This is a genomic window from Methanomassiliicoccales archaeon LGM-RCC1, from assembly GCA_030168575.1.
Classification (GTDB): domain Archaea; phylum Thermoplasmatota; class Thermoplasmata; order Methanomassiliicoccales; family Methanomethylophilaceae; genus Methanoprimaticola.
This window is the reverse complement of sequence record CP115555.1, coordinates 1,067,522-1,082,918: the sequence shown is the minus strand read 5'-3', so window position 1 is coordinate 1,082,918 and position 15,397 is coordinate 1,067,522. Positions and strand designations below refer to the sequence as shown.

At 53.0% G+C, this 15,397-nt stretch carries 22 protein-coding genes; all 22 read right to left on the bottom strand.

Features of this window, described 5'->3' with window-relative positions:
• Positions 1–28: 28 nt before the first annotated feature.
• The 22 genes from PED39_05545 to PED39_05440 all read right to left on the bottom strand — a co-directional run bounded on the left by PED39_05545 (position 29) and on the right by PED39_05440 (position 15,392).
• Positions 29–430 carry a hypothetical protein gene (locus PED39_05545; protein WII07053.1) on the bottom strand — a complete coding sequence of 134 codons (402 nt, stop codon included), beginning with the start codon at positions 428–430 and terminating at the stop codon, positions 29–31.
• A gap of 3 nt (positions 431–433) precedes the next feature.
• Positions 434–1,498 (bottom strand): reverse transcriptase domain-containing protein, encoded by a 1,065-nt coding sequence (locus tag PED39_05540; GenBank protein WII07052.1) that lies wholly within the window; start codon positions 1,496–1,498, stop codon positions 434–436.
• Between the two features lie 433 nt (positions 1,499–1,931).
• A complete protein-coding gene (locus PED39_05535; GenBank protein WII07051.1) occupies positions 1,932–3,647 on the bottom strand; it encodes a carboxypeptidase-like regulatory domain-containing protein in 1,716 nt (571 codons plus the stop codon).
• The gene (locus PED39_05530) at positions 3,644–4,237 is read right to left on the bottom strand and encodes a hypothetical protein (GenBank protein ID WII07050.1); all 594 of its coding nucleotides are present in this window, start codon (positions 4,235–4,237) and stop codon (positions 3,644–3,646) included. Before PED39_05530 ends, PED39_05535 begins: the two co-directional genes overlap by 4 nt.
• Positions 4,234–5,142 (bottom strand): hypothetical protein, encoded by a 909-nt coding sequence (locus PED39_05525; GenBank protein WII07049.1) that lies wholly within the window; start codon positions 5,140–5,142, stop codon positions 4,234–4,236. The genes PED39_05530 and PED39_05525 overlap by 4 nt, the downstream gene beginning before the upstream one ends.
• Positions 5,143–5,148: 6 nt before the next feature.
• Positions 5,149–5,544, bottom strand: a complete 396-nt coding sequence (locus PED39_05520; GenBank protein ID WII07048.1) for a hypothetical protein — start codon at positions 5,542–5,544, stop codon at positions 5,149–5,151.
• A gap of 4 nt (positions 5,545–5,548) precedes the next feature.
• The gene (locus PED39_05515) at positions 5,549–5,713 is read right to left on the bottom strand and encodes a hypothetical protein (GenBank protein ID WII07047.1); all 165 of its coding nucleotides are present in this window, start codon (positions 5,711–5,713) and stop codon (positions 5,549–5,551) included.
• Entirely contained in the window at positions 5,710–5,979 is a 270-nt protein-coding gene (locus PED39_05510) for a hypothetical protein (protein ID WII07046.1), read from the bottom strand. The genes PED39_05515 and PED39_05510 overlap by 4 nt, the downstream gene beginning before the upstream one ends.
• Positions 5,980–6,300 carry a PF13754 domain-containing protein gene (locus PED39_05505; GenBank protein ID WII07045.1) on the bottom strand — a complete coding sequence of 107 codons (321 nt, stop codon included), beginning with the start codon at positions 6,298–6,300 and terminating at the stop codon, positions 5,980–5,982.
• On the bottom strand, positions 6,300–7,244 hold the full coding sequence (locus PED39_05500; GenBank protein WII07044.1) for an Ig-like domain repeat protein: 945 nt from the start codon (positions 7,242–7,244) through the stop codon (positions 6,300–6,302). Before PED39_05500 ends, PED39_05505 begins: the two co-directional genes overlap by 1 nt.
• A gap of 71 nt (positions 7,245–7,315) precedes the next feature.
• Entirely contained in the window at positions 7,316–7,987 is a 672-nt protein-coding gene (locus tag PED39_05495; protein WII07043.1) for a zinc ribbon domain-containing protein, read from the bottom strand.
• Between the two features lie 34 nt (positions 7,988–8,021).
• A complete protein-coding gene (locus PED39_05490) occupies positions 8,022–9,563 on the bottom strand; it encodes a hypothetical protein (protein ID WII07042.1) in 1,542 nt (513 codons plus the stop codon).
• 4 nt (positions 9,564–9,567) lie between these two features.
• Positions 9,568–10,029, bottom strand: a complete 462-nt coding sequence (locus tag PED39_05485; protein WII07041.1) for a hypothetical protein — start codon at positions 10,027–10,029, stop codon at positions 9,568–9,570.
• Positions 10,026–11,777 (bottom strand): hypothetical protein, encoded by a 1,752-nt coding sequence (locus PED39_05480; protein ID WII07040.1) that lies wholly within the window; start codon positions 11,775–11,777, stop codon positions 10,026–10,028. Before PED39_05480 ends, PED39_05485 begins: the two co-directional genes overlap by 4 nt.
• Positions 11,774–12,040, bottom strand: coding sequence for a hypothetical protein (locus PED39_05475; protein ID WII07039.1), 267 nt, complete (start codon positions 12,038–12,040; stop codon positions 11,774–11,776). The genes PED39_05480 and PED39_05475 overlap by 4 nt, the downstream gene beginning before the upstream one ends.
• A 35-nt stretch (positions 12,041–12,075) precedes the next feature.
• Positions 12,076–12,363, bottom strand: coding sequence for a hypothetical protein (locus tag PED39_05470; protein WII07038.1), 288 nt, complete (start codon positions 12,361–12,363; stop codon positions 12,076–12,078).
• A gap of 4 nt (positions 12,364–12,367) precedes the next feature.
• The gene (locus tag PED39_05465; protein ID WII07037.1) at positions 12,368–13,042 is read right to left on the bottom strand and encodes a hypothetical protein; all 675 of its coding nucleotides are present in this window, start codon (positions 13,040–13,042) and stop codon (positions 12,368–12,370) included.
• A 9-nt stretch (positions 13,043–13,051) separates the two neighbouring features.
• Positions 13,052–13,429, bottom strand: a complete 378-nt coding sequence (locus tag PED39_05460) for a hypothetical protein (protein WII07036.1) — start codon at positions 13,427–13,429, stop codon at positions 13,052–13,054.
• The gene (locus tag PED39_05455) at positions 13,426–13,842 is read right to left on the bottom strand and encodes an HK97 gp10 family phage protein (GenBank protein ID WII07035.1); all 417 of its coding nucleotides are present in this window, start codon (positions 13,840–13,842) and stop codon (positions 13,426–13,428) included. Before PED39_05455 ends, PED39_05460 begins: the two co-directional genes overlap by 4 nt.
• Complete coding sequence (locus PED39_05450) at positions 13,839–14,156, bottom strand: hypothetical protein (protein ID WII07034.1); 318 nt, start codon at positions 14,154–14,156, stop codon at positions 13,839–13,841. The genes PED39_05455 and PED39_05450 overlap by 4 nt, the downstream gene beginning before the upstream one ends.
• Positions 14,157–14,160: 4 nt before the next feature.
• Positions 14,161–14,457: a hypothetical protein gene (locus PED39_05445; GenBank protein ID WII07033.1), complete on the bottom strand. Its 297-nt coding sequence runs from the start codon at positions 14,455–14,457 to the stop codon at positions 14,161–14,163.
• 11 nt (positions 14,458–14,468) lie between these two features.
• Positions 14,469–15,392: a hypothetical protein gene (locus PED39_05440; GenBank protein ID WII07032.1), complete on the bottom strand. Its 924-nt coding sequence runs from the start codon at positions 15,390–15,392 to the stop codon at positions 14,469–14,471.
• Between the last annotated feature and the right edge of the window lie 5 nt (positions 15,393–15,397).

Sequence of the window (15,397 nt, the reverse complement as noted above, 5' to 3'; positions counted from 1 at the left end):
GCCAGTTTTGTAGACACGGCATAAGGTTTCATTCCGGCTTGGGCGGATAGGTCACGCTCGCCGGGTAGGTGCTCTGTGAAGGGGTGGCCCTCACTCCCGCCTTGTAGGAGATCCATGCGTCAAGCATGGCCTGATCGGGCACATCATCCCTGCGTTTGGCGATATGCTTCTCCGCCTCGGTGTAGAGATACTCCCTCTCGATGGACCTCAGCTTATCGTCCCACTCCACTCCCGTAGGAAGGATTCCTATCTGCACGAGCTCCATCTCTCCTGCATCGAAACGGTACTGCGTGTATTCGTAGGCCGTCACAGTCTGTCCCGACTCATCCTTCTCTTCAACCGTGTGTTCATTCGTATAGATTAGCGTTACCGTCGGCCCTACGACCTTGGACGGCTGCCTCGCGTAGCTTCTCGTTGTGATTATCTGCATTCTTCATGCCTCCAACATCTTGTTCTCAATGCCGACGTACTCCATCAGCGGATAAACGGTTTTCATACCCAGATAATAGGAATCGCACCACTTAAGACACCCGTAATATGATGCGATGACTCCTCTGTCATGCTTGGTAGGTACTTCACCGTAGAGCATCTTTTCACGGATCTTCCTGCAAGCACGGAGCATCCTTATCTTGGTCCTTTTCCTCAGATGGACGTAGACATCCCCCTCTATAGAACGATAAGAGACAAAACCGACGAAATCGATCCCGGTCCATGTCGGTCTGATACGCCAGTTGGGTTTTATCGACAGTCCCCATGGTGCGATGATCTCTTGGATTTTTTTCAAACACCTGTGGAGCCACGCCTTCGACCAACCGATGATGACGATGTCATCCATATAGCGATAGTACCACTTGCAGTGGAACTGCTCCTTCATGAAGTGATCCAGCTCTGAAAGGTAGAAATTCGCCCAATACTGACTGGTGTAGTTCCCGATAGGAAGCCCGGAGAAGGGATATTCGAAGATGATCTTCCGACACAGTGCAAGGACATCCTTGTCCTTGACCCTCTTCTCGAGCTTCTTCATCAAAATCTCACCGATGATCGAAGGGAAGTATTTGTGAATGTCAATCTGAAGATAATACAGGGCCTCCTCATCATGCAATGCCTTGCGGATCTGCATTACCGCTTGGTGCGCCCCTCTTCCTGGAAGAGCTGCGTATGTCTGCGGAATGAGATTGCCCATAATCATATCGTGGAGCACGAGGATCAGAGCCCAATGGATTATCCTGTCCGGGAAGAAGGGAAGGTCGGCGACCTGTCTCGTCTTTCCCTTCTCGTGGATCTCGAACATCCTGTACTCACTGGTGTGGTATTCGTTTGTAACGAGCAGTCTTTGTACCTCTTTGATGTAGTAATCGGGATTCTCATCGACCTTCTTCACATCCGGACGATGCGTCTTCCCTTTGCGTGCATTCTGATACGCTTGCTTGATGTTCTCGTACGAGACCATCTTCTCCCAGAGGTTTCCTACTCTCTTCGTCATTTTCGTTGCCTTCATGACCTATAAGCGTCCTTTCCCCGAAGGTACTAAACCGCTTTTTCGGTGTCTTACTGTTTTGCCGAGGGGCAAGGCCGTACGAGAATTGGAATCTGGTTTAGGAGCTCTCTTCCATGAGCACTCCACGGTCGATTAGGCCAGACGAGCCCCGTTGTTGTCATTCGAGTTCGACAGATCATTGTTCGCATTCAAGTACGAAGGACCTGCATTGCCATTCGACACATTGTTCGAATTGCCACCCACGTTCCCGAGTGAGACTTCAAGGCAACGTCACTTTCCCGAAGGCCCGTCCATGATTCCACGTCAAGCGTGGTGGACTGTGATGTTGTAATGATTAAGTGGTTTGGCGGGGGTCTTGTTCCCCCTCATGTGGCTTGTGCACCTGTGTCTTTACCTCCGTATGGTGTACGGTTGAGTTCGGCCGAGGACGGCCTCACAGGTCAAACACGAAGGCCAGACGAGCCCCGAAGCTGCCATACGAGTACGACAGAGCATCGGCCGCACTCAAGTACGAAGGACCAGCATAGCCATCCGACACATAGCCCGAAACGCCACCCACGCCCCCGAGCCTATCGGATGATGTCGAGTAGTATTGATAATCGCACAAACCCTTCGAATTGTCTCCAGACGAGTTCGTACCGAGGCCCCAAGAAATGTCCCCTGTGAGGATCCCTGTAGCGAATCCCTGAGCTGCGAATCCAGTGATGGAGGTTTTGTTGCTGGTATTGTCCGTAGGAACCGCATTCTGACCGACGTAGTACGTTCCGCTGTTACCGTAGAAATCGTCGATGAACTGATACTGGCAACCCCACATGTTCTCGATGTAGCACATCACATGGTTAGACGTACCTGAGACATCACCAGCTATCGGGGAGATCGTATTGCATCCTCCCGGGGTACGAGTGGAATACGAGTGCCCGCCCTGACCGATCTTCCTCTGTCCATCGAATGATTTGATCGTGAAGAGAACAAGATCCCTCATCAATGCCCACTGATGGTAGTTCCAGACCATGGCATATCCTCCGGAGACGGTCTTCGCCGTAGAATGCGAACGGAAATTAGCCCTTGTCTGTGATCCTTTGGCCTGTACTCCGGATTTGGACCAGCACTTTGAACCGTCATCGGATGAAAGATAAACCCCGATAGCAAGATAATCGTAGACGTGTCCTCCGATGGTGTGAGCATAAGCAGTCCCCTTGGATGAATCGTCAGAGAGCAGGAGCTTGGATGATGATCTGGCCGAATAGACTGTCGGGATGCAGAACATTGTGTCCTCCGATGTGATGGATGATGAACCGGAAGCACTCTCCCACACCTTCGTCGAATTGTTCCATGTCGCAATCTTCTTGGTCAGGTCATTAGGATTCAGCTTCTCGTGGAGGACTCCGCTGGAATTGAATGTTGCAAAGAAGCAGTCCTTTAGGAGAGGATTCGATGATGTTCCGTCATCACTCCAGCACCAGAATGAGGATGTATAGTTGCTCGCTCTGCCAAGGGATGTATTGGCATTCGCTATCGGAGTCTTGCCGACGAGGTCATCGCCATAAACCAGACATCCCGTAGGGTCCGTCTGGAAGGTTGTCGCATTGAATGTCATGCTGAAAATCCATGCAAAGGTCAATGTAATGGCTGCGGAATATGATCCTCCAACAGATACCGATACGGTCACTGTGTTTGCGCTTCCTCCTGACGGAACGTCTGTGCACGTCACAGTGTAACTTCCAGAACCAGTAAGGTGCAAAGTCACCTGCCCGCTGGAGTCGGTCGTTCCCGTGACCGTCTCCGTGCCATTGGTTGCGGAGATCGTCCTACCGGACTGATAGCCCGAAGACGACGCATCTGTGACCGTAACCGTAATGGACGTGACCGAGATCGTGATGCTTGCAGTGTAGGAGCCTCCGATTTCGGCCACCACCGTAGCGGTAGACGCGGTCGCTCCCGATGGTGCATCGGATGATATTGTATATGTCCCGATGCTCTTGAGGTTGAATGTGACCTGCCCGCTGGAGTCGGTCGTTCCCGTTTGTGTGTTCGTTCCGTTCGTTATGGTGACTGTCCTGCCTGTCTGATAGCCGGAGGAGGACGAATCCGTCACTGTTACCACGAGAGTGGTCTTGATTGCGCTTCCCGCATTGGTTGATCCTATCATGTTGTACGCCTCTTTACTAAAATGGTTGGAATTGTGATGGAGTCTGACTTATCCGAATAGATGTAGACCCCACCGTTGAATGTCTGGCAGACTGGTGAGTAACATCCGGATGTTGCTTCCGCATCGCCGAAGATGACCTGCGCGTAATCATCTGAGGTCAGGTCGTTCGGACCCACGGCGCATCTAAACGGCCAGTCCGCGTATGTGTTATCGGCGATCCACGAGGATGCCGCCTGATTGCTGTAGAACTCGAGTTCTTGGTATTCGTCGTAGACGAGATCGAAGAAGACATAGTACGTCCGTCCAGATTCGGCTATGACCTTCTGGTCCTCGTCATTGAAGTAGGCCCTCTGTGATTGAGATGAATAGTTGAGGGCTACAGTGTATGTGTGCCCAGCATCCACCTCTACGGTCGCCCTTCCGGATGCGTCCGCGGTTGCGGTCTGCGTAGTGACTCCCGTTGCGGTGATTGTGAAGACTGCACCCGTCATGTCCACCCTATCAGAGGACAGGACGTGGAGGTATATGACGGACTTGCCTGCGCCCGTGAGCTCCACGCCGCTTCCGGGGAATGCGCTGATTATGCTCATTCCTCCACCTCGTCGTGGTTATGGAGTATACCTGCCTTGAGGTCTATGGAGGGTTCAGCAAACAATGCGGTGATCTCCACTTTGTTACCTGTCAGCCCTGTTACGACCAGACCGCATCTCGCAATCTCGATGGCCTGTGCGTTCGTCGTTGAGTCGCATGGACCGACAATGGCATCGGCCACGGATTCTACATCCGAGAGTGTGACTTCCTGCGTGTACGGACCACTCCCGGACCATCCCGCCGCGCTCAATGTTATGTCTGTGCTCATTTCCATCATTCCTACCGTTACCTTGATCGGGATGTTGACCTCTGGTCTCAGCGACAACGCAGTGACCCTTACCGTCCTCTCTCCGAGGATCTGTGCTCTAAGAATGGCGTTGACCGCAGCGACATGCTGTGAGAACGATGCGTTATGGTCGACGTATGCTATGGCATCCCTGCCGGGATGGATCGCTGGCATCGTAAGGTCGATGTAATAGGGGCCATTCCCTTGCCACTCATTTGCAAACAGAGTGGCGTGGGCAGTCACTAAAAACTGGTGGGATTCCACCCTATCGCCGACCCCTCCGAGTGCTTGGTACACCGTATAGGTATTCGCCTCGACCCTTTCGAAATCGACATAGGAAACCGAACGTCCAGCAAACCAAACAGGAGCAGGGGAGATGCTCACACCGATCTCTGAAGCTATCGCTGCAATCAGATTCTCCAGCTTCTGCATCTCGTCGAAACGGAACTGCGATGCACGGGTGGTCTCTATGAACTCGACCGTGGGCATACCCGCTTCCTGTGCGATGAGGTTAGCGTTGTACTCACATCTGTTCATATCCCCGAAGGTGAAGAATTCCTCCTTGTCGCCGTATCCAACCCCGTCCCACCGACGGATCATCAGCTGAGGTAAGGTCATCCGACCTCACCCCTTATGGACCAGAATCATAGGCACAGTGATGCTCTTGTTCGATCCAGAATAGATATAGACCCCTCCAGAATATGTCTGGCAGACAGGCGCGAGATCGCCCGAGACAGCATCGTCAATCGCAAACGTCACTTGTGCGACATCGTTCGCCGTTACCCCTGTGCATGCTATGGCGCATCTGTAGGGATAATCCGGATAGGTATTGTCCGAAGACCACGAGGACGCAGTCTTGGATGTGAATATCAGCTCCGCATTCCCCTTGCCTGATGCGGTGTCCGATATGGACTTCATAGTGGTATCTATAGTATCCATGTTCGTGTTTATGACCGAAATGTCCGCAGCCTCCCCGGATGCGGGCTTGGTCAGATTGTAATTCGTTGTTGAAGTGCTCATACCATCACCATGTCTTTGTCGCCAACATCTCGGCCCACGTCAGTTCTGCGACCTGTGCCCACGTCATATCTGTTTGGACGATGTTGGCAGAGAACAATGTGGAGGATCCTGCGTCCACAGGGTTCGGATTGAACCTTAGATACCCTATGGACATGGATTGGACGGTCACGAAACGTCCTCCACATTGAGTTTGAACTTACTTATCCAAGCATCCTGTCCCATGCGCCACTTGATGACTATGGTGTTCATGCCCAGATGTGATGCTACGAAACGGAACTTGACCTCGTTTCCATCCACGTTGCACGACCCAGTCTCAACGACCGCCCCGTCCACATAGAGCTCGTATTCAGCGGAATCGACCTCCGTCTCCTCGTTCCGTGTGTCATAGCAGTCGAAGATGAGCTCAAAACTCTCACCGTAGTAAGCCGTCTGCATTCAGCACACCGCCTTGGTGCATTGGTGCGCGTGCATGGTACAGGCCCTCGGGATGTCCTGCATCTCGCAGGATCTCCCTATGGGTCTCATTGTGCAAATCCCGAACTCATCGAGCCATTTGATGCACTTGACCGTACCTTCCTGGCAGGTGAGGACCGCGGCGCGATAGCTGGTGTTCCCTGCCTCGTCCACGGCCCAGAACTCTGCGACTATGGTCCCGGTCATGTATGGAGGAAGGACGAATATCCAATCGTCCCCCTCCACCTTGGACACGACCATGTCGATGCCCATGACCGTACCATACACGTCTGCTACCGTCATCAGCTGTCGGAGACCGTCACCGAAATGGTGAGGGTCGCGCCTCCATCGGCGGGGTTGGGTGTCAGTGTGATCGCGGAGATGGTCGGTGCGATGGTGTCGACATAGACCGTTCTCGTCACTGAGTTGGAGTTGCCTGCGGTATCGTAGACTGTCACAACGATGCTGTTGCTCTGGTTAGCCACGAGTGTGATGGTGGTGTTGAATGCACCCTCGGTGACTGTGACTTCTGTCTCCGAACCGCCGTTGATTGCAACGGTCAGCCTTGCCAGACCAGAGGTGGCATCCGAGCAGGTTCCAGTGAGTGCAACAGATGTCGAGTTGACATAGGAGTTGTCGACAGGCGAGGTAACGCTGAGGACAGGCAGGGTCACATCGACAGTGAATGATGCACTGTAGGTCGTGGAGACATTGCCGTCATAATCCTTGCAGTAGACCGAGATCGAATGGGGCCCGTCGGCCAATGCCGAACCGGGAGTGTATACGCAGTCCACGGTGGCGTACCCGGTCGTGTACTGATCCACGGTGGCCTTGACAGCCGTTCCGCTGTCAATGCTGATGTAGCACTCGTCAGGGTCGATTCCTGAACCGGCATCAGCGAAACTGAACTGGAATTCAGGTGTGGCGTTGGTGACGTATGCTCCCTGTGTGGGATATGTTATTGATCCCGTGGGCGCGGTCTTCTCGAGGACTGCCAGTTTCAGGGTGTCGCCGAAGGTGGCATCAGAAGTGTCCACCGTCGTGACGTTCCCTGCGGTATCTGCAACCGTGACAACTGCTGGATAGTATCCGTTGGTGGCATTCGGGCCTACTCCCGGACCATCAGCGTAGTTGCTTCCGGACGATGCTGTGGGCGCGGTTATGGATGTTGACCATACACCGTTACCCTGATCGGTAAGATTGTATTCGTTACCGTTCAATGTTATTTTGACTGTAGCTACGGTCATAATAGAATAATGCGAGAAACGATTTATTATGCCGTGGTCGGGAAGAGGATAGGAAAAGGTTTGTGTAAAAGTCAAATCAAACCGTTTTGATCTATGCTGACCTCGGGATCGCGGTAAATCTTGAACCTGTCCTCGTAATGATACAAGGCTATCTCCTTGTCCTTGAAATCCACGGGAAGCGGAGAGATGTGATAGGTTGTGGTGAATGTCGCACCCATCCCAATGTATGTAGGGTCTCCATAGGCCGCTACTCTACGCAGATCGTATGAATTACCATCCACCACTATGAAGAACCGAATCTCGTCCGGTCTGAGGTTCTGCACCTTCTCATTCTTGATGGTCATGTTCAATGTATAGGATAAATACTCGACTCCGCTGATTGAATATGTGTGCTTGTCCAGATGATAATTGGTGAGGACATACTGACCGTCCAGCGGGAGCTCGGATCTATGGATGGTGTCCTCATCATATCCCGTTGGTGTCTGACCAGAAGGAACCATGACCATCAATGCTACGACCACGGCAAGGAGAACGAGTGCTAATGCGACCCCTTTGCGGCTCTTCTTGTACTTCGGGGGAGGCGACGAGAGATATGCGGTATCGTCCTCTCTTGATACCGTTCTTCCATCGTTCTGGTAGTGCATATCGTCTGTGGCGAATCCCGCACCGCAGTAGGGACAGAACTTTGACCCTGCTTCGTGCTCCCTGTGACACTTCCAACAGATCCTCGCTGCCTCGGTCATGATTAAGTGATGCACTCACCATGTATTTTAAAGGTCATCTGATGAAAATGGTCCTCTCGGTCAGATGACCATCGAAGTCTATCTCCCTCTTGATGGGCCGATAGATGGTCTCTCCCCCATCTACAAGGTTGTACTTGCTGTATATCCCGACATCATCGTTGAGGTCCATGGCAGGATCGGCAAGCATCCTGACCGACACGGCTGTGCTGTAGAGATTAGCTGCTATCCTCGAGCCGACTGCTGTGGCATGTGCGAGAGTGGTTATCAGCGGATTGTTGACCGAGAACACCTGTTTGGATGTGGTGGCAGGATCCTCGCGGAGGTCCATGGTATAGTGCGAGGACAGGCCGTCGTAATATGCAATGTCGATGTAGTTGTAGCGATTGATCTGCGAGGTCTCTGCCCAAGTGAACATGGATGTGATGAGGACGTTGCCATAAGCATCGGATGAGAATCCGACACCGATCTCTATCGTTCCCTTACGGTTCGGGAGGATGGAAAGGCCGTATGCCTGCGCCACCTTCTGCAGATCCTCGAGTAGTGAGGACTCGTCATTGAAGCTATATGCCGATACCGGATATATCTCGTAGACATCATCGTCGATGAGGTATGCGAGACCTATCTGTCCAAAGAGGGAGTCGAGGGTAGTCCCAAGGTCCTCCTGCGTGTCGAGTGCCCAAGCATAGTACATATTCGAGAGCTGCCATCTTGTGTCATAGGCAGTAACGGACAGGAAGTTGCCTTTGGTACGCTTCGCACCTATAACGAACCTTCCCATAGGTATCGTGTACTTGCGTGTGTTGTCTGAAAGTAAATAGTATAGGTTGATGGGATTGCCGATCGCGAGCTGCGTGTATAGCGTCTCCGGGTTGTCCTCGTCATAGTCCCCACTGAGATTGATTATATCGAAGTCGAGCTCGGCCATCGGCAATCCCTTCCACAAGGGATCCATCTCCTCGATGTAACTAATCTGATTGCCCAATGCCCTCGAGGACAGGGATATGGAGTCCCCGAACTCCACTTCCACCAGACGGACGTGTTTGAATATGTCGTCTATCTTGGTGATGTGGATTGTGATCTCATCATAGGTGTACTCCCCGGATGCGGTAGCACGATTGGTTCCGCAATCGAGCTGCACGACGGTATCCGTCCCCTCGAGAGAGAACGTGACATCGCCTTCCGCTATGCTCGGACCATCGGTATAGATGGTCAGTGCGGAGGTATGCTCCTGTGACAAGGTGATGATGATGGTGAAGTCTATGTTCCCCGAAGAATCGCTGATCCCTGCGGACCATACACCTATCTCAGGAGGATAGGCTGTAGCTGTAAGAGGCGGTGCTATGCACGAACCTGTTGTCGCTATGCCATCCCCTTCGAAGGTCGCCTCATTGTATGTGATGCCGTAGTTGGCATCAATCAGCTGGCCGATGTTGGACATCGGAAGGAATGCCCCTGCAATATCCGTGATGTCATCTGGCGCGGTATCGTCGATGTACGTTCCAAGGGACATGGAGATGGCCTCTATGCGCCCCGGATTCTGCTGGACGTTCTGATAGCCGGATGCTGCAGAATACATGGTATCAGAGCTCGATGAGGGAGAGCTTTATGTCGTAATGCTCGAAACGTCCGTATGTCTTCCCGTTCTCCGTGACCCAAGCAAATTTTCCGTAGCCTGTTACGGTCTGATCGTTCCCGCGGTACATCTTCTTGTTCTCGACCATCTCGTCGGTGTCGAGATTTAGGAACGTGACCATGAAATACTCTGGTGCAGTGGCATTCATAACTGTTGTCTTCTCGTCATAGGTTAGACCATGCCACTCTATTTCGAGGGTGTACTTCCATGCGATGTGCTTCTTGATGAGTTCTCCCGGCCCATAGCCTGAGTACAAGAGGGACTGTCCTATGTCGGACAACAGGTCCCCTGTACTGACATTCCTCTCCGCCTTAACGAGCTCCTCGAGTCTCGTGGAATACTTCCCGTAGGCGGGGCTCGGAAGAGCCGTTGTACCTATCATTATTACAGGTGAATCCAAATAGGTCATGCTCCCACACTCCCATTCCTTCTGAGGCTCTCCGCCTCGATGTAATCGTAAGATGCCCTCGCTATGGTTCTTCCATCGAGCTCTACAGGGACCTCGATGCGGATGGTCTGTTGAGTGGGTCCGCCTGACGACAATGCCTCCTTGACCGCGGATACGATCATTGAATATGGGGCGGCGACTTCAGGCTCTGTCTTGTTATCTCCCATCCACACAAGCTGAGGACTGTTCGGCATGAATACCCCGCCCTCAGCGAATCCAAATGCAGAGCCTATGCCATTGAAAAAATTGGAAACTCCGCTGACAACGTTATCCACTGCCTTGCCTATGGCGGATCCGACATCGCTAAGGACTTTACCTGCGGACTCAACAGCCCCACTGACGGCATTGGAGACGGACGATGCGACCGAATCGAGGGCAGATGTTGCTCCTGCGGACTTCGCCACCGTGGATGCGGCCTTAGTCCCTTTGAGTGCGGTGGATGCAGCCTTCACAGCCCATCCGACGACAGGGATCGTTCCGACAACATCTATCGCGGTGTCGGCATAATCCCATAGATCCCATTCCTTCCCACTCTGCAACCTGTCGATTGTGCTCGAGAACGGGATTATTCCGGATTTCCAGATCGTGTCAAGAATACTGTCTCCTGTGCCCTCTACCTGTATGACGGGGTTGGGATTAGGATTCCTGTTGTTATTCTTATCATCGGCGGAGTTGCCATCGTCCGGAACAATCACTATCTCTGGTGTCGGGTTGCCGTTGTCATCATATCCGATGAACGATGTCCCGTTACCGCTGGAAGAACCGCTGGAGCTTCCTGATGATGATGAACCTCCACTGACAGACATTCCGTTGAAGGAAAGTCCCTGGAACCATGATTGTATGACGTTCAGTATCTTGACTGCCCAATCATAAATTGATTTGAATAGTGAAAGGATCCCGGAGTTCAAGGCGACTGTGAACCATTGGTCTATCACGGCCTTGATCTCCGATACCTTATCGTAAATCGATGTGAATGCGATTTTCATTGCGGCTACGAGGCCAACACCAGCTCCGAGTGATGCACTGAACCCGTCAGAGAGTGCCGATGCCAATGTGTCGCCGATCACCGCAATGTCTTTGTTGGCTTGGTCTACCCAGACCTTCCACTTCTCCATGATGCTCGCTATGGCGGTCTGCCAAGTGGCAAGATCTGCAGGTACGGCCTCCGGATTAGCGGAGGGTGAAGGGGCGGCATTCTTGAAACCCTTGATGAGGATCCCTCCGATACCCATGCCGAGTACCGCCTCGAGAATTCCCCCAATATCCTTCCCTATATCTTCGAGCATGTCCGTCGCTGACGGCTTGCCCAGAACGTTGAGCTTGTCGAATGCTGCGAGCCTCGCTCCTGAGCCGTTGATGGCTTGGAAGAGCTGCGACCCTACCGCAGCTATGGCCATCACCCCCGTTGCCTTGCGGAAAGCGGAAGAGTTCGCCATCTTCCCCATGGTATTGGACATCTTTCCGATGGTCCCGTTCGTGCCGAACTCGAATCCCATCTTCTTGAATGCGTCACCCATCTTCCCCATGTTGGTGGTAAGCTTCCTCATGGTAGGCGATATGCTCTCGAGGCTCTTCGACATGTCAGAGAACCCGGACGTAGTCTTCTTGACCTCCTCGCTCGTCTTCTCGAGCTTCTGCGACACCCTCTCGAGACTCGCTTCCGCCGCCTCGGTCCTTGCGATTACCTCGAATTCCAGAACATCGGTCATCTCTTCCTCATCCCTTTCAATTTGGCAAGTTGCTGCATCTGATTGGCTAACTCCTTCCTGTCGTTCTGCTGTTCGAGCAGATCCTTGTACTCCTTATCGGTGAACATGTGCCTGAGTGCGGTCGTGGCATCGCCCTTCCCGCTGAGTCCTCCGAGTATCAGATTCGAGATACCGACAGCGAGCTCTATCCTCTCCTGCCTGCTCTTCTCCTTCCGGATGCGGGTGGCGAGGATGATCTGTGAAGGGGGTGCGTCTCTCGGCATCCCCTCCACTAAAGAAATCGTTTCTATCGTGTCCTTCACTCTGTGGATGGGCTATCCTTTGGTATAAACCCCAATTCATTCAGCCCCTCAAGAATGACATTGGACAGATCGTCAATGGTGAATCCGTCCCCGACGAACTGCGGCCATCCCCCTTCATAGAAGAAGGATGTGAGCACCTTCAGGGACGAGAACTTCATGGTCTTGAGATTGGATAGCTCCTTGACCATTGACCAATCCGGATGTGCATCCTCGTATGCGCAGATCGCATCGAAATCAAGCGACACATCCTTCTCCACTCCTGTGGAAGATACGATATGAACCATGGGCTCACTCCGTATTGGCCACCCATGTGGCGGTCAAGGTCTCGTTCTGAGTTATGGTGAAGGACTCTCCCTCGGTCAGCAGACCTCCTGAGTAGCTCCATCCCGCGAATGTGTACCCCTCATAGGTGAAGGTGCACTCGGGGAAGGGGACGACGGTGTTGGGAGCATAGATGAGGCTCTCCATGTCGTCTCCGGACGCTCCGCCCTTGGCGAATGTGATGGTGCAGGCCTGTGTGTATGCTGAAAACACGGGTGCGGCCCTCGGGATCAGAGTGAGGTTGAGTTCGATTGCGGACGAGATCGCTCCTGCTCCCATGGAGAAGGTGAAGTCCGCGAGGACGGTAACGGTCTGATTGAGCTGAGGGTACATGATGTACCATGTGTATGCTTTGCTCTTGTCCAGACTCTGGATGAGGTTCATGTTGGATTCGTCATCTGTTGTCGGACTGTCGAGGAAGGGCTGGCAGTTCATGGTAAACTGGAGGTCTCCTCCTGCTACATCCGGTATGTCACGGATGTATTCGTGGATCTCGCTTCCGAGATGTGTAACGTCTATCCTCTCGGCGGACTCTCCGATCTCGGGTGTGGATTTGACCTCGTTGAAATACAGGAGATTTCCTGTGGTGGGGTCCTGCACCGCAAGCTGGATGCCCTTAGAGGACTGTGCTTTAGTTGTCATTTTCATTCCTCATGAGTATGTGAATGTGTTTCCGCGTTTGTCCAGCAGGGCTTGGACCGTGAGGATCCTGTATGGACCCATAGTCGGATTGTTCCAAGCCGGAGTAAGGCCGATGCGCGTAAATCCGATTTTAGCACAGGCATCAGAAACATCCGAGGCCAGATCAACGATCTCGGTCTGACTCCGTGCGTAGATGTGAATGTTATAGGTTATGAGGTTCATGACCTCTGTACGGTCATGTTCCGTCAGTGTCGGTGTGTTCGTCACCATCGATAGGATGGCGAACGTCGGCTCCTTGATCTTGTGCTGAGGGTACTCGAGGTAGCATTTGCCCGTCTTGAGGGCCTTCTCGACCACTCCGCGCATCTGCTGAACATTCTCGATCATTCGAGCACACTCCTGACTGCGAGCTTGCATTCTTCGACGAACTCGGTCTCCTTGTCGTAAATGGCAGGACGGAGGTAGGAGTGAGGATTCGTTCCCGGCCATCCCGCCGTGAATGATACCTCCTCATCCACATGCCCTCCGTATGCGTTAGAACCTTTGTCTCCCGTTCCGTACTCGACGTATGGAGCATACTCCACATTGGAACCGATACGGGCGGTTATCCCGCCCTTGGTGTACTCGGTCTTCTTGGTTATGCTCCCCCTCAGCCTTCCGGTGATTACGGGAGCCTTGTCCTTCGCATCTCCGACAGCGTTCATGGCGAATCTGCGAACCGCACCCTCGAGGGCGAATTGGATCTCTCTTCCCTTCTCCCTCATGATCTCGGGACCGACCTCTATGGAGTGTACGGTCATAGCTCCTCCCCCGTGATGCGGATGGATAGAGCATCGATCTTGAGGTCGAGGATCTTGTAGAGCCTCTCAGTCTTGGAACCAAGATGATCGCGGACATCCACCTCCCTCGTGCCATCGTTCGCTATGAGGATGGTGAAGAGCTTGTGGACATCCTGCCCCTCTATGAGGTAGTCGATGCTGGTCGAGACGGGATATATGGTTGCCGTGACAGGTTTCTTGCAACGTGTATACTCTGATGTGATGTCCCCCTCCTTCTCGGAGCTGGAGAACTTCCAGATATACAATTTGCGCGAGTCCCTTGCCAACGGTATCATCCTATCACGGCCAGATCGCTTTCCTGTAACGGTCCATGCGGAGACGGAGGGTCTCGGGAAGGGAATCCCACTGACGTGTGATCTCTCCCTCCTTCACCATGGAAGTTCCCTCCGCCCCGAGCATATTGAGCTTTATGGCAGCCATATCGACAATGATCGAATCGACCTCATCCCCGGGATCCTCCTTACGATTGGTGTAGATGAGGAAATCCTGCACTGCCTCCGCAAGAATCTCCTCGAGAACTGCGTCCTCGAGATATGAATACTGCGGGCGTACACGGAGAGAGGCGAGACGGTCCATTCAAGTCACCTTCATCCGGACTTGGCGATACAGGCGTAGAATCCGACCCTCTTCTCCGCGGGAACGAAGCAATCATGGAATATCCTGTACGCATACCTGTCGGCATCAGCGGTCTGGTTGATCTCTTTGGCGATGAACTTGGGTGCTTCGAACGCAACGACTCCCTGTGCGTAGCCGGGAGTGGCGACAGCGAAGAACACCTCGACTCCATTGTTGGAGTATCCAGATGCGGATGAAGCGGAATTGTAGGACAGTGCGGAATACATCCTGTTCTTGGGCATCTTGACGATCTGGTTGCCGTCGAGCTGCATGGTGTCGAGGTCGAGTGTCCTCTGTCCGGAGGTAAGCTCACGGGTCTTGCTGATCTCAGTGGTGTTCCTCAGTGCGGAAATTGCGGTGGGGTCCATGTAAATAACGAGGCCCTCGTCCTTTCCAGTGTCGTCGAAGACTGCATCGAGTGCATCGCCGAGCACGGACAGGATCCTGTTGTATCCGATTCCCGCCGACTGGCTGGATGCGGTGTATGTGTTGTTGACGTGTCCGACTGCGGATGCGGCTGAGACGATTGCTGCGATACGAGTCGCATCGATCTCAGGAACGACCTGAGTCTTCATGAACTCTGCTGCGACCTTCGTTGCGCTGAACACTCCTCCAGTCTCGTTCTCCTCCCTACGGTCAATATCGAAGACTGCGGATCTGTCATGGGTCAGCGCGTAAGGGGCCCATGTGATGGTTCCGTTCGCGGCGGCATAGCCTGCGTTGTAGTCTCCGAGTGATGTGGTGGTCACTGTTGCGATGTCGACCGTGCCTGCACTGTTAGCCGCCCTGATGATCTGAGGGTCCGCCTGCAGAGCCGAGGTCTTCGATTCCTGTTCGATCACGTCATCCATGACGGTCTTAAGGTACTCTGTCACTTTGTTTACGGTGTTTGCCATATAGT